We start from the raw sequence: 22250 nt of genomic DNA on the forward strand, positions 1-22250 counted from the left end.
GTGACCAGCTATTGCCATGACCACTCAGCCAGATTCTCGACAACAGGAATCCCCTGACTTCTGACATGAACTCTTTGCTTGCCGATATCCAGCCCATCTTTGATAAAGTAGGTAAGACGGGTATTAGCGATCCAGAGATAAGGATAATCTTCTTTCATGCCGGTGGTTCCATCCCATTGAGCCAGGCGCCAGTATTCGTCAACTTTATCACTGCTGGTAGCAGCCAAGGCCTGGTCGATATACGCATCAACCTTGGGATTGGCATAAGAGGAAGGATTGCCGATGACACCTTTGCCCATCTGTGAAGAATGATAATAACGATATACATCCATAGGATTATGGCTGCCAAAAACCCAGCAGGTGGGTGTTGCCTGCGCTAGCCGGCATTCGTTCCAGGGAGCTGCTTTGGGAATAATATTAATCCCAAGTTTTTTGGCATCTGCCGCGACGGCGACAACGGTATTATACCTTTGCAGATCATTGCTCCGTCCGGTAACTACAAACTCGGCCTTAAGACCGTTTTTCTCCCTGATGCCGTCGCCATCGGTATCAATCCAGCCGGCATCTGTAAGAATTTTTTTGGCTTCTTCAACCTGATTGTCGGCAAAGGCCGCCTGAGCATTGCCCCACGGCAGGGCAGCCGACCAGCCATAGGCCGGGTCCCCAATTCCATTAAATGCATTTTGGACAATCAGCTTGCGGTCAATGCCAATATTCAACGCCTTGCGAATAGCCCAATCGCTGGTAACATTATTGCCAATTACTTTGCCATCAGCGGTTGTCGTTTCTTTCACCATCGGCAGGTTGATGACCAGACCGGTAACTGTCTCAAGTTCTGCCAAATGCATGCCTGCCACTTTTGTTTTGGCAAATTCCGTTTCAACCAGGACCAGATCGAGTTGGCCTGATTTTGCCGCAGCCAGCGCGGCTTCTTCATCCAGCTTCAAAATAGTTACTTTTTTCAACTTTGGCTTTTGGCCGTAATAATGTTCATTAGGCACCAATATCAGCTGCTGATCTTTTTGAAATTGAACCACTTTCCACGGACCGGATGCCAGCGGATTGTCCCCGTATTTCTCATTGTAGGCGGCCTGCGAGACAATCCCAATGGTGGCAGTGGTTGAGGTAAATACCGACCAGGGTTTATTAAGGGTAAAAACAACCGTATAGTCGTCCACCGCTTTGACGCCGGCCAGCATGGTCAGATCAGCGGGAGAACCACTGTCTTTTGCTTTTGTATAGGTAAAAGCCACATCCTTGGCAGTCAACGGCGTGCCGTCAGCAAATTTGGCATCCTGGCGCAAATGATAGGTATACGTCAGACCGTCTTTACTGATCTCATATGCGGTTGCCAGATCTGTTTCCAATTCGCTCTTTACATTGTATTTCAGCAGCTTACTGTGAAAAATATCCGGTCCCCAAACACCATAGCCGGCAATAGGGTCATAGCCTCCTGCCGTCATATTCACGCCAACTGAAATTACAACCTCATCCTTTTTGGCCGGTCCTGCCGTTTTTTCAGACGAACAGCCTGTCATCATAAAGACAAACATAAGCAACAGCCCAACAATTTTTTTCATGCCGACTCCCCTTTTTCCTATTCATTGTCTACTTTGAGCAACGGTTGTAAAAATGCAAAAAGGCTCTTCCTGAAATTCAGGAAGAGCCGCACGCAAGAACTAATCCACAAATGGTAAAAACCAGCACAGATCGATTAATTGCTCTACATAATCCCCTCCCCATACCACGTGGGTGAAAAACGGTGATTGTCAGCTAGGCAGTTCTCCTGGCTCCGGATCATAGCTTGCTTAAACCTTCCCAGGATACTTCATCCCAGTGGCATATCTTAAGCCTGCTCCCCATTACAGTGGCGGGACCGCGCCGGTATTGCACCGGACTTCCCTATTAAGCCCTTGCGGGCACCTAACTCAACATTATGAAATTGCCATACTTATATGATTCATACTACAAAAAAGCAGCTATTTTGTCAATACTAGACAAAGTACAACTCTTAGGGATTGAGCAAAGGCAACAATCACTTAGCGCGTTTCAGCATATTAATATCAGCTTCTTGCTCAAACACACGCTCGTTTAAGACATCCATTTTAGCTTCAATGCGCGGTATGGCCTCCATTTTTTTGCCCAGGAGATGAACCATGCCGATAAGCCCATCGAAGCTGCTATTAACTTGGGTTTCCAGACCGTTTACTTTGGCGTCCAGGCTATTTACCTTTGCCTCCAGGCTGTCCATCCTGGTTTCCAGATTATCTACCTTGGTTTCCAAACGGTCCATCCGTTGACACAGCTCTTCGGTAAATGCATTGTTGTGCCCTACCATGTGAATAAGCTGCGCCAGCATTTTTTCCAGATGATCGAACCTTTCTGCGCTCATCCTGTCACCTCACGTACAAATCCCTTTTGGATCTATTTCTTTCATTAACTGTATTATAAGCCATTATTATAAGACAAACAATAAACGAAACTTACCTTTTCTGGATTTTCTTCAATACATCATTAGTGATATCTTTGCCGCCATAGATAGTCGCCTCCTGGTCTACCACGGCACTTAATCCCTGGGCATCGGCTATCTCCTTGATGACAGCATCAATTTGGACAGCAATAGCGTTCAATAGCTCTTGCTGCTTTAATTCCAGCCTTTGCCGCAGCTGCCAGTTCAGGTCCTGTTTTTCTTTATCACTCAAGCCGGACGATTTGCTTTCAAATTCCTGTTGAGCCTGCTCATTTTCCCGTTTAAGTTCTTCAATGGCTTTAGCCATATCCGGGTGCTGGTCTAATAAAGCATTATAATTTACAATCCCGATGGGAGCTGCCGCTTTTTTCTTGGCCGCCTCACCTGTACCGGATTGCAACAGACAAAAGGCACCTGTCAAAAACAAAACCAAGGTAAATAGTATCAATGACTTTTTTTGCATCTTCAATAGGCTGGTGTTTTCCGCCAAAACAATCTCCCCCTGCTTACATTTATTATTGTCATTTGTGCCATTTCCTTTTGCTGAAGCCTGGCATAATGCGACAACAAAAATCCCGGCCGCCACCCCGATCATGGAAAATAAAACTGCCCCGACCAGAAACCCGTTCCAAAACGGACTAAACATACTACTTCCCCCTTACTATGCTGAAGAGTATAGTCTAATGGGCAACATCTGAACCTGTCGCAGCTACCACCAAAGCTGTCCAGGCCTCAAGACAGGCACAGGTATCGTTCCCCTCAACTACCGGTGCCGTAACGTCAAGCTTACCCGCAAGGGCAGCCAGCAGTTCATTGGCAGCCTGACAGACCTCCTCGCCTGACAGCAGCTGCCAGGATAATTGATCCAGGAGATGCACATATAAAGCAGCATAGGTCACCAGCTGATTGTCGCCGTCCAGTTGGCATAGTGCAGCCAAAAACCTGGCCTTCATTACCGGTTTTTCGTTAGCAGCCGCATAGGCCTGCCACAGGCTTTCCTCTTTAATGCCATAGCGTTTGAACCGGGCCAGCATACTATGCTGCCGGCTTGGCGACAGCCCGGTCTGCTTATATAAGGCTTCTTTGACTGCCGGCAATACTGTCCTGCCGATCAATTCCCCCAGTTTGGAATGCTTGCCGGCGCTTTCCAGGTATAGTGGTGAAACAGGGTTGGCAATAACAATGGTCTGGTCGGTACCGGAACCGGTAGCCAGGCCTGTCGAATAATTGCTGCCGGCCATGAGTTCCTGGAGGGCAGCCGTCTTGGCCTCCGTACAAGTAACCATAGCCCTGTTTAACATGCCGGGCGGCAAATCGGCGTCAATGACCAGAATAATGTTAATGGTACCGGGTTTTTCCACCATACTTTTGGCCAACGGCTGAAAATAATCTGCCGGGTCACCGACACGGCCGCCATTGACCTCAACCCCGCCGGTAACAATGGCGGTCACAGTCAGATTTTCATAGCATTCTGTCTTTATCGCTACATTTTCCATGGAAGCCGCTGTCCCCATCCCGGCGGTGGTAAGCGGATCAAGGCCGATTTCCTCAGTAATGATCCGCATATGCTTCTGGTAGGTGGGGGCACGCATGGTGCAGGCCATCCCGGCACCCGGATTCACATCATTATTGAAAACAGCCGTCAAATCCTCCCGGTAACCACCATTGACAATGGCGGTGCTTGCCACCTTGCGCGGCCCTTCAAAGGGTATCACTATACTTTTATAGTACCGGTAAACCTGGTCACCGGTAGCTAATGTATAAAGTCTCATGGCTGCTCCTTCCCTTCCGCTAAGCCAAAATGTCATCCTATCCTCCCTCAAAGCGGCACCACGGTAAATGCCTCGCTGGCGGCGCACTGTCTGGCAAAATCCCATTCAAATAATAATACCGCCGGCTTGCCGCTATAAACCATTTGCATCTCGCCCTCGGTGATAACCGTGCTTTGGGCCTCGCTAAAGTCCAAACGCGGCTGCTTCCCGGTCTGGTTGCATACCCACAATGCCCGTCCACTGGCAGCCGAGGCTTTTTTCCAGGCATTTTCCGGCGGGCCGCCGCAGCTGTTGGGGGGCCAGGCGGCCGGCACAATAATCACTTCCGCGCCTTTTTCGGCCAAAGTTACGGCATTGCTTTCATACCAGGAATCAGAACAAACTAATATTCCTGTCTGAATATCACCGCAAATCACCGGCTCCAGGTGCTTTCCTTTGGTGGCCCAGCCTTCAGATACCCCGCTATGAGCGTGTTTTTTCCGGTGACGGCCCAGCACCCGGCCGTCAGCGCCAATAACCAGACAGCTGTTATAATACCTGCTGGTTTTTTCGTCCTTTTCGGCGCAGCCGAGAAACAGCGTAATTTCTTTTTCTGCTGCCAGCTGTTGCAGCGGTTTCACTGCCGGCGACGGCTGAATGGGCACCACAATGGGTTTGATTTTCCGTTCGCAGGCAAAGAAATAGCCTTGTACAGCCATCTCCGGTGTAACGATCCATTTCGCTCCGGCTTCTGCCGCCAGACGGATACTTTCTGCCAGCAGTTCCAGGTTGCGGCGCTCCGGTCCGCCGCTAACATCTACATGCAGTAACGCAACTTTCATGACCATTTTTCCCCTTTCCCTGATGTTCCAGATACCACTCGATAGCTACCTGTTTTAACGCACACTCGGCGGCATACCCCTGATTGCCGCAGCCTGCCCCGTACCAGCGGGCAAAACACGCACCGCCGCACAAGGAAAATGAGGGGCAGTGCCGGCAAAAACTCATTCCCTCCTGAATCAAAGATGCAACTTTTTTCTGTCTGACCTTATCCAAGCCTGTTGTTACATGTCCCAGACAGAAATCTGGATTGCCGGCCAGCGAAGCGCAAGCATACAAATTTCCCTGCGCATCTACAAAAGCTGCTTCGCCGTTCATGGCATGACAGTGACCAAACCCCGGCATCTGTTTCCTGGACAGCGTATCCACCCGTTCAACCTGCGAAAAGAGCAGGGATATGCCGGTCTGTTTAGCCATACGTTCCGCCGTCTCCAGGGCTTCTTTTACTCCCTGCCATACGGCAGCCGACGAAGGCGGGGTAACCGCACCGCCCTTGCCCTGGGCACGTAAGAGATCAAAGCCGATCCGCCGCACATTTCCCAGGTAATAAGCCATTTCTACAATACCGGCCAAATTTTTCACGTTTTCATTGGTAACAACACAGGTTATGCCTGCAGCCATCCCCTGGGCAGCTAACTGGCCGGCACCTTGTAAAATCTGGCGGCAGGTTCCCTGACCGTCAGGCAGGCAGCGCTGCCTGTCGTTGACGTCCGGCCGCCCGTCAAGGCTGATGCCGATACCTACCTGACCGGCTTTCAGCACAGCCGCCATTTCCCGGGTCAGCAGCGAGGCATTTGTCTGCAGCTGCAGGATGGCAGGCAGGCCATTTTCCCGTACATGACGGATAATCTCTTGCATTACCGGAAAGTTTAGCAACGGCTCGCCGCCGGTGAACTGCAGGATAAAGGCCTGGCCGTCCGCTGCCGCCATTTCCACGGCAGCAATCCCGGTGGCGGCATCCATACGTTCCGGCGGATGTTCGTGGGCATAACAATACTTGCAGGCAAAATTACATGCACCTGTCAGGCTCAATATCAACATTCTCACCATAGCAGTTACCTGTCACTCCGTTCTTCCAGCTCACTGTCAATATCCAGATAGATTTGCTGCAATTCCTGCCTGGTCTTATCATCAGCCTGCCACAGGCCGCGTATCCCGGCCTCCAGCAGCTTTTCGGCAATCCGCTGCAGCGCCCAGGGATTAACGTCTTTCATCCACTCCTGCATCTTTTGATCAAGAGCATATTTCTCCGCCAGACCGTTGTACATCCAATCCTCCATCACCGCGCTGGTGGCATCCCATTCGTAGCAGTGAGCCACCACCGAGGCTAAGTCAGCCGCGCCTTTATACCCATGCTGTTTCATGCCTTCAATATATTTGGGGTTCATGACTTCCCCGCGAAACAGGCGTTTAAATTCTTCATCCAAACTCCGGAGCTTGACCTGCCGGCGGTTGGAGCTATCACCACAGTAGGAACGGGGGGCCTCCCCTTTCAGGCTGCGGACAGCGGCAATCATACCACCATGGTAGGAGTTAAAATCATCCGAATTGAGCATATGCACTTCCCGGTTATCTTCATTTTTCACAGTAACATCCAGGCTTGCCAGCCTGCGGCTGAAGAGCTCCGGCACAAAAGCACCGCTGCTCTTGGCGCCATAGGCATGGGCTCCCCAGCGTACATATACTTTAGCCAAATCGTCAATGGTTTCCCAGTTCTTTTCCTCCAGCAGGTGGCCGACACCGGCACCATAGGTGCCTGGCGGGCAGCCAAACACCCGGTAGCAGGCCTGTTCCCAGGCAGCCGTTTGCTCTATACCCTGACCGGCCAGCTCAGCCGAATCTGCCAGTACATGCTTGCGAATATAGTTAACTTCACTGCTTTCCTCCAGATTGGCCACAAGGCTGACGGCTTTGTCCATCCACTTTACCGCCATCGGCAGGGTGTCGCGGAACAAGCCGCCAATACGGGCGGTTACGTCAATCCGCGGCCGTTTGAGCTGTGCCAGTGGAATAACCTCTAAATCAACAACCCGCTGACTGCCCCGCTGCCATACCGGGCGCACGCCCAGAAAATAGAGAAATTCGGCAATACACTGCCCGTGGCTGCGCATATTGGCGCCACTCCAGAAAATCATGCCAATGTTTTCCGGATAGTGACCTTCGTCGGCAATATAGCGTTCAATCACACCGTCTCCCAAGGTCTGGCCCAGCTCCCAGGCAGTCGGAGTCGGCAAGGTCCGCGGGTCAACCCCATAGAAATTGCGGCCTGTCGGCAATATATCGGCCATGCCGCTGGTAGGTGCACCGGCCGGCCCGGGTTCGACAAACCGGTCTTCCAACGCGCCCAGTAAATTGGTGATTTCCTGTTCGGTCTTATTGAGATTAGGGACAAGTGTCTGACAGATATACCGTACCGTTTGCCTGAGCTGTTCTTGGCGTTCAGGACCGGCTCCGGCGGCCCACGGCAGTTGTGCCGCTTGTTCAGCCGCTTGCAGGTCAAAATCATGGTCGTACAGCCAGACAATAACCTCCCGGCACTGCTGTCCGATTTCATCCAGCAAGACGCCGCAGGTTTTGCTGCCATCCGGCAGCAGCTTACCGCTCCCGGCCAGCAGCTCATAGTAGTCATACCCATGCATGGCCGCAATGGTTTCGGGGAGTGACGGCGTATCCCCGTTTGCCAGCCGGGTCAGGGCCAGCAAATATTCGATCAAAGTATCCCCTTGCGGCGGACAGCCAAGGACATGCAGCCCTACCCGGATCTGCATATTTTTAATATCGCTGATATAGCCGTGCAGCCGCTGCACGTAGTCGTCAAAGGTTTCCCCGGCCGCCTGTCCCATATCCTCCTCAAGCTTGGCTTCCACCACCTTTTCGGTGATCAGGCTGGCGACAACCTGGATATTGTCCGGCTGGTTCTGGGCAAAATGGCAGTATTCATCCAGCAGTTTTTCCAGCTCTGCCAGTTGATCATAGGTGCCGGACTGACTCACAGGCGCCGGCAAATGCCCGATCAGGCAGGCTGCCCCGCGCCGCTTAGCCTGAGTACCCTCACCGACAATGCTGATAAGATAAGGATATATATTCGGCAAGTCGCCGATGGCTAAATCCGGGTAGCAGGTGGCCGACAGGCCTGTGCCTTTGCCTGGCAGCCATTCCAGTGTGCCGTGGGTGCCCACATGCACAACGGCATCAGCCTGCCAGATATCCCGGATCCAGTGATAGTAAGCCAGGTAATGGTGGGTGGGAGCACAGTCCGGCGAATGATACAGCTTGCCGGGGTCCTCGCCAAAACCGCGCGGCGGCTGAACAGTAATAAAAATATTGCCGTTGAGCATACCGGGCACCAACAGTTTTTCGTCATAGTTAAATACATCACCCGGCGGCTCGCCCCAGTCCCCGCTAAGTTGTTCCTGCGTCCGGGGTGCAAGTAAATCAAACCACTGGCGGTACTCAGCAGCCGTTACCTTGCCTGGCGCTTGCTCTACCACCGCCTCGGACAGAAAACGGCGGTCGTTGGTAGCGGCGGCCAGCAGGCTGTCCATAAGCGCCCGGCTGTCAGGCGGGATGACGTCGACTGTATACCCCCGCCCGGCCATACATTCTAAGAGCAGCCGGATACTGGCCGGCGAATCCATGCCCTGGGCACTGCCAATATTTGAATTGGTGGCCGGATAATTATGAAATATAATGGCAATTTTCTTTTGGCTATTGGCTTTGCGCCGTAAATTGGACCATTTGGCCGCTTTGGCGGCCACCCGCTCAATTCGCTCCGGCAGTATCTGGTATTTTGTCGTACCGTCAGGCATTTGTTCTTTGCCGGCAATGGGAACAGCATGCAAACATCCGTCAAATTCGGGCATGGCAATACTGCAGGAAATTTCCATCGGGGTGAGCCCTTCGATGCTATCCTGCCATACCTCCCGCGGCCGGAGTAAGGCATAGGCCTGCAATACCGGCACGCCCAGCTTATGTAGAAATTCCTGATCAACAGGCTTGCCTACCGTCAGGGAAAATTTAAAGGTATTAATCAGTACATCAATCGCCGGCATATTCTCATGATAAAAAAAGGCATTCACAGCATCATCGACACCCGGGGCGTTAAGCTCGGCATTACGTGCCCAATGGCTAAAAACGGCAATAACATTAAGCCCCCGGGCTTCGATGGCCTCAATCAGCCGGCTCTGATAGGTCAAATCAGACCATATCCATTCATCCCGGGGAAAAACGATGCCGACAGTCCCTTGTCCGGGCTTGCAAAACAGCTGCCGGTATTGCCCGGCATCGGTAAAAAATGCAGCGGCCCGCGGGTGAAAAATGCCATTCCAGGCCAGTTCGCGCGGCGGCTGACATTCATAGGCCTGCTGACAATAGCGGTTATTAAGCCATAACCAAAGGTTGCGGTAATTGTCCAGACCGCTATAGGATAAATAGCGGCGCATGGTGTTCCTGTCCTCCGGCGTTACGCCGCCAAGCGCATCTTCCGGCTGTATTTCGCTTGCCAGCATAACGTGCCGGATTTTATTTTTCCTTAAAAACTCAACCGCTTCCTTGAGAAAACGCGTATCCCGTCCCATTCCCATCCAGGAAAACACCACCAGGTCACTGGCAAGAAAACTATTTTGCCAGTCGGTTCCCCATGCCAGAGTATCATGCAGGAAAATAACATCGCCTTCCTCAGACAGATATTTCTCTTCGATTAGTTGCTGTCTGGCCTTTTCCATCATGACAAATTGACGGTCAATATTGCACATAAACAATATGCGTCCCATGCCACTCACTCCTCTCCCAACTTGCTCCAGCCAAGCGCACTCTTGCACGATCACCAGCCGGTATCTAAAAATACTGCGGGTAGGCCACCTGCGCGATATCCTGCACCGCCTGTACAATATACTGGGAGGTGCTGTTAAAATGCCTGTCAGGCACAGGAATCAATTGTCGAGCCTGAATGGCTTTTACCGATTGCAGCGCAGGATCATTTTGGATATCGTCGGCGAATTTTTTCATATCTGTTGTGCCGGTATAATCCCAGACCGGCAGGATGATGATATCCGGATTAATGGCAACCAGCTGCTCTTTGGACAATAACGTCCCCCTCCCCAGTCCCGCTGCCGCCGCACCATTGATTACTCCTGCCTGCCGGCAAATATCTTCAAAGGTACTGCCCTTACCGTTGGTGCCGCCCATGAGGCTGTAATAGATGACCACCTTTTGCTCAGCTGCGGCAATGTGCTTCACTCTGTCGCTAATTTGGGTCAGTTGCCGGTCCATATCGGCTGCCACCTGTTCGCCGGTCTCTTCCTCCCCGACTACGCGGGCAATTTGTCTAACCGATTGTTTCACTTCTTCAATGGTGTCAGGTGTTTTGTAAACATAAACCGTAAGGCCTGCTTCCCTGAGTGTTTGCGTAAATTCCGCCGGATACCAGTCAGGCATCAGCACAAGATCGGGTTGTGTCGGGATAACGCTCTCGGCATTACCCCGTACTTTACCGGGTATGGCTTTGGCTTGTTCTACTATATTGGAGATACCCCCGTCATCTGCCAGATAAGTCAGGGCGGCAATCCGCCGGGGTGTTACCAGTGCCATCAGAATTTCATCCCCACTGATGGAAAGTGATACAATTCTTTGCGGTTTTTGCGGCAACCGGACTACATAACCGGTACTGTCTGCCAGCTCATAACTGCCGGAACCGCTGTCAGTTCCCGGCGGCTTTATATTATTTGAACCGGTACAGCCGCTGGTTAGCAACAGCAAGCCTACAACCGCAAGGATAATAGTGTGCAAAAAATACGGCCTCCATTGGCTGTTTACTCCCATAACCTCATCTCCCTACAGTTGATTCAGTGAAGAAACTCACTGTCTTGCCAGCAGGGTTAACTTATATTCCCCGATTACCCGGCCATCGTCAAGCTGGATAGGGGCCTCTATTGCGGCTGCATACCGTTCGTCAGGACTTACCGCCGCAGCAATACACGGGCCACCGCTGGTGGCGGCGTAATCAACCAGCCGGGTTTCCGGTATGGTAACAAGATACAAGCCATGCATTGACGGATCCTTGGAACGGACATTCCGGCCTACGGCCAACACTGCCAGCTTGCTGCCGGCAGCCATTTCCTCAATCGTGCCGTCAAGTTTATAGCTATTGATCAGCTTGCCCTGCATGTCAAACACAAACAGGCTGTTGGAGTTAGGGTGCTCCACCGGGGTTGGCAGCTGCCAATTGGCTTTATTGTAGGTATTGCCTGTTGTGTATACGGCATATTCCCCTATGATCAAGCTATTGCTGCCGGTGGCGTTAATCGTGACACCGCCAATCTTCTGCGGGTAGCTGATACTGCGCTGCCATAATTTCTGCCCTTCCCGGCTGTCAAATAAAAAACAGCGCCCGTCGCTGGCAATAGCAGACGCATACTTTCCGTCAGGGCTAAGCTCAGGGCTTGTACGCATGGTAACATTCTGATAAGGCGGGACCAACTCTGCGTAATTGCTCCACAATACAGCCTTGAGCCCACCGTCCAGACAATAGATATTCTTGTCATACCGGTAGGTTGCCACATCAAAATTAGCGGTGGCAAACGCTGCCTGTTCACCTGCCTTATCCACACTAATCCAGCTTACCCAGCAATCCAGATTGTGATCAGTGGGGAACATACCGATCCTTTCCCCGTCAGGTGCAAATTTATAGATACGCCCGGCATACTGGTTGCTCCCGTCGGCGTGCTTGATATACCGCTGGGCCACGGCATAAACCATACCGGCGGCATCTGTCCGGATGGCGGCTATACCGGGATAGGTTTTTTCCTTAATATTGACACCAAGTTCCTGTACACTGGCCTGTCGCCACAGTTCACTGCCATCTTTGACGCGCAGGCACACCAGCCATCCCTGCTGACTGCTTTCGCCGACAAGCACCGAACGGCCGTCCGGCGAAAATTCCAGTGCGGTCAGCTTACCCAGCCCCATGTTTTTACGCCAGATAAGGCTGCCCTTGGTATTATAAAGCAGTACTTCCCCTGTTTCCGAACCGACGGCCAAAAAGCTGCTGTCAGGGGAAAAGCGGATAAAGCCCCGGTTAAAGCCCATTCGCTGATAATTATATACTTCCGTTTGACCTAAAACGACTTCCATTACTTTACCATAAGCGCCTGTCTGTGTGCCGTTTTGTTTGCCAGTCAGGCTCACATGGGTGCTCATGCCAAAAATATGGGCGGCTAATGCTCCTAATGTACCGAGAAATAAGAGAGCAATTCCAGCTGTGATGACTTTTTTCATTGTTTACAGCCACACCTTCATCAAATCATATACCCCCCGCAAAGACGACACATACAAAAAACCGTTAAATTGCAATGAATCCATTACTTTGAGAAGTATCAAACCCACCACCGTCAGCAGCAGGCTATGGCAAACCAGGCGTTCCTTGCAGGACCATACCGGCAAAGGTATCTGCGGTGTTTCCCGCCCAAAGCCGCGGCTCTCGACAGAAGATGCCAAAGTCGCGGCCCGGCGCAAAGTCCGCGCCAGAATGGGAAACAAAGTTTGAAAGGCTGTTTGAATGAGCCGCCGGGGCGATACTGTCCGGAATGGATTAAAGCCCCTGAGACGCTGTGCCGTCAGAACAACACCGGTCTCCTGAAAAATGACCGGCAGAAACCTGAGACCGGTTATCAGCATAAAGCCCAGTTCGTAAGGCAGCTTCCAGGCCAGCAGGCTGCGCAACAACTGCCGGGGATCGGAGGTCCAGTTAATCAGGAGGCCCAAAGCCAGCATAGTTCCGGAACGCAAGGCCTGCACGGCGCCATATTCCAAGCCTTCCCGGTAAACATACACCCCTCCGGTCAATGCGCCGATTCCCGGTGCGGCCGGCGACACCAGACAAGCGATAATGGTTCGCGGCTCACTGCTGTAAAACAGCGCCTGGCTGGTCATGGAGCCCCAAATACCCAGTAGAATAAAGACCATGAGGATACGCCACCTGCCCATAGAGGAGCGCGCCAGCAGGTGCAGGCTCAGCACCAGACAAAACAGCAGAAATAGTGAACGCGGGCTGTCCACCAGCAGCACCATAGCTGCCAGCAGGAGCAATAACACCAGTTTTGTCCGGACATCGATCTTATGAAGCAGGGTGTTCCCCGGTGTAGCTTCCCAGACATGCCTGTCGTACATATCCTACCACCTCCTCCACAGTAAGCGCGGTGCCGCCATACAGGGCCTGAGCGGCAAGCAGGATTGCAGGCGGTTTAAGTCCGCTGGCCTTAAGCATGGCCTGATCCTGGAAAACCGCAGCCGGTGCGCCGTCGGCCACAATTTGACCCTGCCGCATAACAATGATTCGATCGGCAAACCGTGCTGCCACCTCAGTATCATGAGTGCAAAATATAATGCTGCCACCCTGCCGGGTATATTCCCTGAGCAAGAGCGCAATATCCTCAATATGGCCAATATCCTGGCCTGTCGTTGGCTCATCCAGCAGCAGGACCTGCGGCTCATTGGCCAAAACGGCGGCAATAGCCACCCGCAAGCGTTGACCGCGGCTCAAAGCCAGCGGGAAATCCTCCCTCAAGCCGCCTAAGCCCAGCCTGTCTGTCAATAATTCGCAGTACTCTGTCCAGCCGTCGGTGCTGTCTTTGCTTTGCTGGCGCAGGCTAAAACCGATTTCCTCCTGCACAGTACTGTTAAACAGCATAAAATCCGGATTTTGCAGCACCATTCCCACAGCCGGCGATACTGCCCTAACCTTTTGTCCCAGTATCTGCATTTCACCGGCTGCCGGTTTAAGCAACCCGCCAAGCAAGTGCAGCAAGGTAGACTTGCCGGCCCCGTTACTGCCCATAAGGGCAATAAATTGGCCTGCGGCAACTGTCAAATCAACCCCGTTCAGCACCATTTGCGCCGGGTTATCATAATGAAAAAATACTTGTTTGGCCTGGATTGCCGGTATTGGCAACGGGTGTTGTCCTACAGGCAGCGATGCCGCCGCTGCAGGAACCGGACTGATAGCGGGAACCGGAATGGCATAATGCTGCCGGATGGCTGCCACGGCATCGTCAACCTGAGCCGAACGCGCCGCAACCCCCAGATGATGACAAAGGGTAACAGGCTGGGGGAGCCTGAGACCGTAAGCAGCAAACATTTCCTGGCAGTTGTAAGCCTCTTCACGCCTGCCCTGCCAGATGAGCCGGCCGGCATCCATAATGGCTGCCTTGTGACATAAAGGCAGTACTTCATGCAGGCGGTGCTCAACAATAATAATGGTAATTCCCAGATTGGCATTCAGTTGCTGCAATACGGACAGCAATTCCGCGGCTCCCTGCGGATCAAGCTGGCTGATAGGTTCATCCAGTGCCAGTACCTGGGGTTTGGCTGCCAGTACGGCGGCTACCGCCAGGCGCTGTTTTTGTCCTCCCGACAGTGCATGCACACTGGCTTTTGCCTTATCGGCAAGACCTACCAAGGCTAACGCTTCTTTGACCTGAGGTTCGAGCTGAACTGCCGTCATTCCCATATTTTCCAGGACAAAAGCCACTTCATCAAACACGGTTGTGGAAAAAATCTGATCATCCGGATTCTGAAATACCATGCCCACGGTACGGCTCATCTCCGCCACACTCAAGCCACTCACCGAACGTCCGCCGACAACCACGTCTCCCTCAAGCTTGCCGCCGCTTTCATGGGGAATCAGTCCGTTAAGCATTTTTAACAAAGTGCTTTTGCCACAACCGGTCGCACCTGTCAGCAGCAGGAAATCGCCTGGGGAAACCCGGAGACTGACGCTACTGATACTGGGACTGCTGCGATGCCGATAGGTAAAGGAAACCTTATTAAAGCATACTATACTGTCCATTGGTCAATCTCCCCCTACTCTGGCCAGTCGTTTGCCTAAGGCGGTGCCACAGACGGCGCCGATTATGGTATAGATAAAGCCGTTAAACAGTAAGACCAATGCAATATACCAGGCAGCATAATACATGCGGTACAAAAACGCCATCGCCTGCAAGCTCACATAGGCTGCGATGGTATCAGCCACCGCACAGCTGACAGCCAGCAGCGCGATCTTGTCCCAGGGTATGGGGTTGTCTTCCCGTTGCTGCAGCCAGCCATACATGCCACTGCCATAAATCAGCAGCTCCAGCAGCAGCGCATGCAGACCATAGGATAACAGGCCAATGGGTGAGATTTGACCAAATGCCAGCATCCCGAGCAGCATGCGAACAACGGTCATCAGCGCCACCACCCCGGGCTGGGGAATGAGTATGACCAGCGCCACCACCATCATATAGAGAAATATGCTGCTAAACAGGCCGGTAATTAAAAATCCGAATGGGCCCAGCAAAATATGAAAAAAATCATTTAATAAAGTGGACGGTACATTGACCACCGCAAAAGCCGCCGCACCAAACAAGGCAATGGTTACCAGCCAGCGTGTTTTCAGCACCGCCAATACTTGCCGCAGGCGCTTGAGGGAAAGCAGCAAGCCTGTCAATACCGCCAGGGCGGCACTACTGACTACTATCAGGGCTTTGTTGTCTTTTTTGATAATAGTAAGCGACACTTCGTACAGCAACGGCGCCTTGACCCCGTCGCTCAGTTCTGCCCGGAGGATATAATCCCCGCCGGTCAAATTGCGTTCATCCGCATATACAGGCAGCTGCAGGCGCTGCCGGGAGTCACCGTTCAAAGCCGTAAACATCTCTAAATATTCCTTGTGACCATCCAGTGCGCCACCATCGACATCTTCATTGGTCGCACCGGGAGTAAACAAGCCGCTTACCGGCTGACGATCAGCCGCATCTAAGAGATGAACGGTAACAATAACCAGTTTTTGCACCCCGGCTGGATTGACAATATCCACGCCCAGGTGAGTTACCGGGTGAATGGCCTCAATTTCTTGATTCGAAGCACCTTTGCCAATGAATAAATTTTTGTAGTAATCCCATTGTCTGTCCCGTAGCACTAAGACATTGCGCCCTACACGGTCATCGGTTTTGCCGTCCTTATCCAACGGCAGAACCATACCTGCCAGCGTGACCGGCGCAGCGGCATCACCGGTACCCGTCCCTACGGTAACCGGTATCTGCTGTGTATTGCCTCCTGCCGTCACAGTAGCGGTATACCTGCCTGTTGGCAAATCTGACGCCACCTGCAGGGACAGTAAATCATACCACTGACTATACCCTCCTGGCAGCAGCATGTCTCTCGTTAAGGCATACCTGTCTGCCTGCCTGGTTACCTCCCAATTTTCCTGAGAACCGGCCGGGCTAAAGCCAGGCGGCAGACTGATGGTCACTGTCACCGTTTTGTCGTTTAGACCACGATGCTCAATACTAAACAGCGCTGCCGTTTGTCCGCCGGGAATCACAGAATCCCTGATCTTCCCCAGGTAATAGGGAAATTGACAGGAAAAAGACACTTCCTCCTGGGCCTGTCCGGTAATTGTCAACATTACCAACAGCACTGTCACGATGCCGGTCAGTGCTTTTTTGATGGTCAAATCCTTGCCCCCTTAGGAAAAAAAATACATTCCCGCGCTTACGCGTGGGAATGTATTTTCAGTTTTGATATATTTTGCAGCATCCGGCGCCCCAGGGCCCGCGAGTCTTCAGCATACATACCATCTACTGTAATCCCCTCCCCATGCCTCGTGGGTAAAACGGCGACTGTCAGCTAGGCAGTTCTCCTGACTCTGGTTCACGGCTCATCCAAACCTTCCCAGGACTTTTCATCCCAGTGGCATATTCTTGGATTTGCTCCCCATTACAGTGGCGGGACCGCGCCGGCTTTTCACCGGACTTCCCTATTAAGCCCCGCAGGGCACCCAACTCTTTTGTTATTTGGTTTTGCTTTTAGTGCTTTTTAGCTTCCGGGTTATTCAGTTCATCAATGGCATCTTTAACATGTTGGATATAAATATCTTGAAAACCTGCATTTTCACCCAAGCCATGCACATAAGTGTCTACTTTAAAGCCGGCGGCAATAAGCTGGCTTTTTGCTGAATCCTCTTCATCACCGGCCATATCGTTGGTAGCATGGTCACCGGCTACCAGCATGAACGGCATAAGAGTAACTTTTTTTACTTTGTTGGCTTTTAATTTAGCCAGCATATTGTCGAAGGACGGATACCCTTCCACGGTGAACAGATATACGTTTTTATAGCCTTCATCCTGTAATTTAAGCTGCATGGCGGCATAAGCCGAATTTCCGGGATGGCTGCCACCATGTCCCATCAGTACAATGGCTTCGTCTTTTTTCTGTTTGGGGAACTGGTTTTCTAATGCTTTAGCAGCAGCTAAATAGTCATCAGGTTTCTCTTCTTGTCCCATAAAATACATAATAGGTCTGCCTAAGGCAATTTTGTCAAAGGTTTTAGCGGCTTCATGATGTTTTACAACACCCTTCACCAAATCAAACTCTTCACCGGCAGCAATATGCAGCGGCTGAACAATAACTTCATTAAAGCCTTCGGCTTTTAAACGGTCAAGCGCTTCTTTTTCGGTATCGATTTTCACGCCGTCACGTTCAGCAATTCTTTTAATGATAATCCGGGAAGTAAAAGCCCGGCGAACTTCGTACTCGGGAAATTCTGCTTTTATTTTGGTTTCAACAGCTTCAATGGTTGTCTTTAAAGTTTCAGGATACGTAGTACCAAAGCTTACAACTAAAATAGCCTTTTTGCCTGCCTGAGCCGGTGCAGCCGCTGCCAGTGACGGAACCAGACTTACACAGCCAAATACAGCCAGCATGCACAGGGTGGTGATAAACGAATAGATGTTTTTCATTGGCCAAAAACAACTCCTTCATATTTTTTGATTACCGGACACGCCTTCGTTACCAGGATGATGGGAGCAGCCTGTGATTAAAACAGCAAACCTCTCAACCGTAGCGGTGAGAGGTTTGAACAGTAGCCCGAACAGAAAGCTCCTGGTGTGTAAACCAGGAGCGAATTAGCCAGTTACGCCATAAAAGCGCCTACTATAATCCCCTCCCCATACCTCGTGGGTAACAAACGGCGATTGTCAGATAGGCAGTTCTCCTGACTCCGGATCATAGCCTGCTTAAACCTTCCCAGAAAATCCATCCCAGTGGTATATCTTAAGCCTGCTCCCCGTTACAGTGGCGGGACCGCGCCGGCATTTAACCGGTCTTCCCTATTAAGCCTGTAAGGCACCTATCTCTAACATATGTAGTTTTCTTATGAAATTAGCATAACACTGCAGGAAGTGATTGTCAATCCATATTAATTTGAATCCTATCTACTATATCACGATAAATCAGCTGAATATTGTAATCACCGATACCATAATGAGGATATTTCTCGTTTATTTCTTTTATTACAAACGGTTTATCTTTGTTTTCTTTAACCATTTTTGTTATGGCTAACCGAATATCGCTATTAGCGGAAATATAGTTTGTGTACAAGTTAATTCCTGCGTTTAATTCTGCAAAAACCGGATATTTTTCTCTTGTTGGCCGTCTTTGCAAGAGAACCTCCCGGTATATCTCGTAATATCCCGCAGGGTTAATTTGATAGGATATACGTATTATGTCCTGCAAACTGTCATATTGCCAGAAATCGTGCCGGATAATATGTAAATGCACTTCCCCCTGATAGTTGCTGGCATCCAGATAGGCGCACAAGGTTAAAATATTCATCTGACAAAACATATCGGCATCAAACCATAATATAATCTCCGAATACGAGTGACTTAATAATGCCTCTAGTTCTGTCACCGTCAATTCGTTATAGCGCTCATAAGCAACCTGTAAGGTTTCTGCCCGTAATTGAAAGAATTCCTCACTAAAAATTGTCTCCGCGCATTTCCCGGTAATCATGGATTCATTAAATGCAATAATCTTCTGGCCTGAAATGCCTTTAGTCTCTAAATAGGATTTCAGTATTGAGCCGTTAGCAATATGTAAAATCATACTACACATCCCTCTTATATTATCTGATATCAACCGGTTTATGCGAAATTAGCAACCGCTTTTAGTGTTTCTACTTTCCTTATATAACTGACAAATTGCTGGCACAGCCACGGATCAAACCGTGTCCCGGCGCAGGTTTCCACTGCTTGCAACGCCTGGCGGCCGCTTAGATTATTCGTTCCTTGTCTGTTTGTCATCTCATCGAAAGCATCGCAGATAGAAAGCATTCTGCTTAGAAAGGGAATCTCGGCTTCTTTCAGGCCTTCCGGATATCCTGTTCCATCATACCGTTCATGGTGATAACGAACAATAGGACTTATTTCCTTCAGCCCCACACTATTAAGGATGACCCAGCCATATACCGTATGAAGTTTGTGCATATCCTGTTCGTCGTCTGATAATGGTTCAAGTTTATTAAATACATTGCCAGGCAGGCACAATCTGCCGATATCATGCATTAAACCACAATAATATGCTATTTGTATTTTTTTATCGGAAAACCCCATACAATCCGCCCATTCCAGCATGTGCATACCAACACTTTGACAATGCCTCAATGTAGCAGGGTCATAGTTGTGAAAAAGTTCCATTAACTTTTCAATTCTCCTCATTGGTATCCTCCTTGTTTATAAGCCGTCTTAGTCAGTCAAAGCCGTAAAGCGAAGGGTAGGACCCGTGACAGTGAAGGGAGGATTACGCTATTATCCCGCTGCAATATTGCAGCATCCCCTGGAAAGCTGCCGAGCCATAACACAAAAGTCTCCCTGCTGAAAGGCGAGGAGACAGACAAAACAGTATCGCTATACCGATAAAATCCCGGCGTATAACATACGCCGGGACAAAATAAGCACAAGCCAAACTGCTGCGCTAATCCCCTCCCCATCGCTCGTGGATAAAACGGTGATTATCATATAGGCAGTTCTCCTGGCTCTGGATCATCGCTGGCTCAGGCCTTCCCAAGACAATAATCTCAGTGACATTTTTTGAGTTTGCTCCCCATTACAGTGGCGGGACCGCGCCGGTATTGCACCGGCTTATCTATTAAGCCTCGCAGGCACCTATACTGTCATATTAAGTTTTCCCGGTGTATTCAACTGCTCTTGCCACGCTATTGGTTGTTGAATACAATTTTTATGTTAAAGTATAATTGTAAAAAATTAGGGCCAAATTGGCCCGCGCGCCAGCGGCGCAAAAGTTCGAAAGGAGCGTTTTGAGAAGAATGTCCTGAAGAAATATTAAAACTCCCAACCGTTGAAAAGCTGGGAGTAATAATCAGTAGACTAATAGAAAGCTCCTGGTTTATATACCAGGAGCGAATTAATCAGCTACGCCATAGAAGCGTCTACTGTAATCCCCTCCCCATACCTCGTGGGTGAAAAACGGTGATTGTCAGACAGGCAGTTCTCCTGACTCCGGATCATGGCTTGCTTAAACCTTCCCAGGAAATACATCCCAGTGGTATAACTTAAGCTTACTCCCCGTTACAGTGGCGGGACCGCGCCGGCTTCTAACCGGACTTCCCTATTAAGCCCCTAAGGGCACCTATCTCGAAATATTTAGTTTATCCTTGCTATGCATATGACTATACCATATCCGGAAATACCTGTCAATACCGCCCTGACAAACAGTCATTTAAGAATTCATTTATATTAAATCAACCAGGGGTACTCTTGACGGCAATCAACCACATAATCAAGATATACCGTATTGTCTTTAATCTTGTAAATAAAGAGGTAACGTTTGTCCACAAGCAGTTTCCTATAGACATTTGCGATCAATAAGTCATGCCCCATGTTCGGGAAACTTTTTACAAAGTGCAGATATTTCGTTATAATTCTTGCGTATTGCGGCCGAAGGTTTTATATTCACTGCAAGCACCTCCTGTAGTAAAATAGTATTCTTATTATATGCTTATTTTACCACTGAAACTTCTTGAGGGTCAAAGGCAGTCTTCTCTGTAATAATACTTCAGGACAATCCCCTTCTGCCAAAACCAGCTCTTTAATCCCTTCTAACAAAATTTGTAGACACCTCACTTGTCAGACTGGTATAATATGACCATTATATTGAACTTTCCCATACAGGATAAAATGTTTGCAAATGCATAAAGCGTAAAGGAGAGGCCGCTAAGGTTGCTCCTTTTTTAAGTTCAATTGCAATAAAATATAGATAATCATGGTAAAGACATAGTGCCGGACTATAACGCGAAAGCAATGGGATTGAAAGTTTGCCGTATCAACAAATCAGTGTTGGAGAAGTCAAACCAGCGGATGAAATCATATATCATGACAGAGTACAGGAGGATGATACAATGAACCAATGGACGATTTGCGGATACAGTGTGGCCCGGGGAGAAAAGAAACAGGTTTTGATCGAGCCAGGTGTAGCGGGATATGAAATGCCGGCTACTTTGATTTATGGTAATGAGGACGGCCCTACCATTGTTGTTACGGCAGGCATCCACAGCGGGGAATACCCCGGAGTCGCCGCGGCCATCCGCGTGGCAGCGGAAATTAATCCGGTCAGGGTCAAGGGGCGAATATTATTGCTGCATTGCGTTAACACCAGTGGGTTCTGGGCGAAATCACCAGACCGTGTACCGGAAGATGGCGCGAATTTAAACGCCAATTACCCGGGCAGCCCGGATGGTGGTACCGGCGACCGTATCGCCGACTACTTTGTCCGCGAGATTTTTCCCCAGGCCGGATTCATCATTGACTTGCACAGCGGCGGCCAAATGGAGCCTCTCACCCCCTGCCTGTTCTTCCCTGCAGCGGCAGGAGAAGAGGTTCATAAAACTTCGGAAGCGGCCGCGCGGGCGACCGATATTCCCTACCTGATTGCCTCAACTGCAGCTACGGGACAATATAGTTATGCCGCCAAACTGGGTATACCGGGTCTCCTGCTGGAACGGGGATACTGCGGTTATTGCAAGGAAGCATGGGTGCAGGCATATCAAAAGGATATCCGTTTACTATTTAATCACCTGGGTGTATATGTGTTTAATCCGGCAGAACCTGTATGTGATAAAAAGGTATATAATAAAACTATTTACCTGGCGGCCGCAGAGGCAGGCCTTTGGTATCCCGCTATAGAGGAAAATGGGATAGTGAAAAAGGGCGATCTGTTAGGTCATACAGAGAACTTTTTCGGGAAATGCATCCGGGAATACTATGCGGAAGAGGATGGCAGACTGTGTGAAAAGTGCATTTAAAAATTATATGAAATTACAAATATGTTAAAATATAGTTGTATACTGATTGAGA

General features: G+C 50.2%; 16 protein-coding genes and 5 riboswitches. Of the genes, 1 reads left to right on the plus strand and 15 read right to left on the minus strand.

All coding sequences use genetic code 11. The annotated features are described in order from the left end of the window. Window positions 1-8: 8 nt before the first annotated feature. The 15 genes from GT1_RS18025 to GT1_RS18095 form a co-directional block, all read right to left on the minus strand. Complete coding sequence (locus tag GT1_RS18025; protein ID WP_188399879.1) at window positions 9-1580, minus strand: ABC transporter substrate-binding protein; 1572 nt, start codon at window positions 1578-1580, stop codon at window positions 9-11. A 178-nt stretch (window positions 1581-1758) separates the two neighbouring features. Beyond that, window positions 1759-1942: riboswitch (cobalamin riboswitch) on the minus strand. A 93-nt stretch (window positions 1943-2035) separates the two neighbouring features. Then, window positions 2036-2392 carry a hypothetical protein gene (locus tag GT1_RS18030; RefSeq protein ID WP_188399880.1) on the minus strand — a complete coding sequence of 119 codons (357 nt, stop codon included), beginning with the start codon at window positions 2390-2392 and terminating at the stop codon, window positions 2036-2038. A 91-nt stretch (window positions 2393-2483) separates the two neighbouring features. Further along, window positions 2484-3116 (minus strand): OmpH family outer membrane protein, encoded by a 633-nt coding sequence (locus tag GT1_RS18035; RefSeq protein WP_223226354.1) that lies wholly within the window; start codon window positions 3114-3116, stop codon window positions 2484-2486. 34 nt (window positions 3117-3150) lie between these two features. Next, window positions 3151-4242, minus strand: coding sequence for an adenosylcobinamide amidohydrolase (locus GT1_RS18040; protein WP_188399881.1), 1092 nt, complete (start codon window positions 4240-4242; stop codon window positions 3151-3153). Window positions 4243-4289: 47 nt separating this feature from the next. Then, entirely contained in the window at window positions 4290-5063 is a 774-nt protein-coding gene (locus GT1_RS18045) for a carbon-nitrogen hydrolase family protein (protein ID WP_188399882.1), read from the minus strand. Beyond that, window positions 5032-6111, minus strand: a complete 1080-nt coding sequence (locus GT1_RS18050; RefSeq protein ID WP_188399883.1) for a radical SAM/SPASM domain-containing protein — start codon at window positions 6109-6111, stop codon at window positions 5032-5034. The genes GT1_RS18045 and GT1_RS18050 overlap by 32 nt, the downstream gene beginning before the upstream one ends. 5 nt (window positions 6112-6116) lie before the next feature. Further along, on the minus strand, window positions 6117-9833 hold the full coding sequence (gene cobN, locus GT1_RS18055) for a cobaltochelatase subunit CobN (protein WP_188399884.1): 3717 nt from the start codon (window positions 9831-9833) through the stop codon (window positions 6117-6119). Window positions 9834-9897: 64 nt separating this feature from the next. Then, complete coding sequence (locus GT1_RS18060) at window positions 9898-10848, minus strand: ABC transporter substrate-binding protein (RefSeq protein ID WP_188399885.1); 951 nt, start codon at window positions 10846-10848, stop codon at window positions 9898-9900. Between the two features lie 69 nt (window positions 10849-10917). Beyond that, window positions 10918-12336, minus strand: coding sequence for a PQQ-binding-like beta-propeller repeat protein (locus GT1_RS18065; protein WP_188399886.1), 1419 nt, complete (start codon window positions 12334-12336; stop codon window positions 10918-10920). A gap of 3 nt (window positions 12337-12339) precedes the next feature. Then, window positions 12340-13227: an energy-coupling factor transporter transmembrane protein EcfT gene (locus GT1_RS18070; RefSeq protein ID WP_188399887.1), complete on the minus strand. Its 888-nt coding sequence runs from the start codon at window positions 13225-13227 to the stop codon at window positions 12340-12342. Then, on the minus strand, window positions 13175-14905 hold the full coding sequence (locus GT1_RS18075) for an ABC transporter ATP-binding protein (protein ID WP_188399888.1): 1731 nt from the start codon (window positions 14903-14905) through the stop codon (window positions 13175-13177). Before GT1_RS18075 ends, GT1_RS18070 begins: the two co-directional genes overlap by 53 nt. Before the next feature lie 3 nt (window positions 14906-14908). Next, window positions 14909-16552, minus strand: a complete 1644-nt coding sequence (locus GT1_RS18080; protein ID WP_188399889.1) for a hypothetical protein — start codon at window positions 16550-16552, stop codon at window positions 14909-14911. Between the two features lie 158 nt (window positions 16553-16710). Further along, a riboswitch (cobalamin riboswitch) is annotated at window positions 16711-16895 on the minus strand. A 9-nt stretch (window positions 16896-16904) separates the two neighbouring features. Continuing rightward, window positions 16905-17837, minus strand: coding sequence for a sirohydrochlorin cobaltochelatase (locus GT1_RS18085; RefSeq protein WP_223226355.1), 933 nt, complete (start codon window positions 17835-17837; stop codon window positions 16905-16907). Between the two features lie 226 nt (window positions 17838-18063). Then, window positions 18064-18245: riboswitch (cobalamin riboswitch) on the minus strand. A gap of 40 nt (window positions 18246-18285) precedes the next feature. Next, a complete protein-coding gene (locus tag GT1_RS18090; RefSeq protein WP_188399890.1) occupies window positions 18286-18984 on the minus strand; it encodes a hypothetical protein in 699 nt (232 codons plus the stop codon). 38 nt (window positions 18985-19022) lie between these two features. After that, window positions 19023-19595, minus strand: a complete 573-nt coding sequence (locus tag GT1_RS18095; protein WP_188399891.1) for an HD-GYP domain-containing protein — start codon at window positions 19593-19595, stop codon at window positions 19023-19025. Window positions 19596-19880: 285 nt separating this feature from the next. Continuing rightward, window positions 19881-20061: riboswitch (cobalamin riboswitch) on the minus strand. Window positions 20062-20362: 301 nt separating this feature from the next. Continuing rightward, window positions 20363-20545: riboswitch (cobalamin riboswitch) on the minus strand. A 750-nt stretch (window positions 20546-21295) separates the two neighbouring features. Here GT1_RS18095 and GT1_RS18100 point away from each other — a divergent pair. Beyond that, entirely contained in the window at window positions 21296-22198 is a 903-nt protein-coding gene (locus GT1_RS18100) for a M14 family metallopeptidase (protein ID WP_188399892.1), read from the plus strand. The last annotated feature ends 52 nt before the right edge of the window (window positions 22199-22250 follow it).

Source organism: Sporomusa sp. GT1, from assembly GCF_014634905.1.
In the GTDB taxonomy this organism is placed as follows: Bacteria; Bacillota; Negativicutes; order Sporomusales; family Sporomusaceae; genus Sporomusa; species Sporomusa sphaeroides.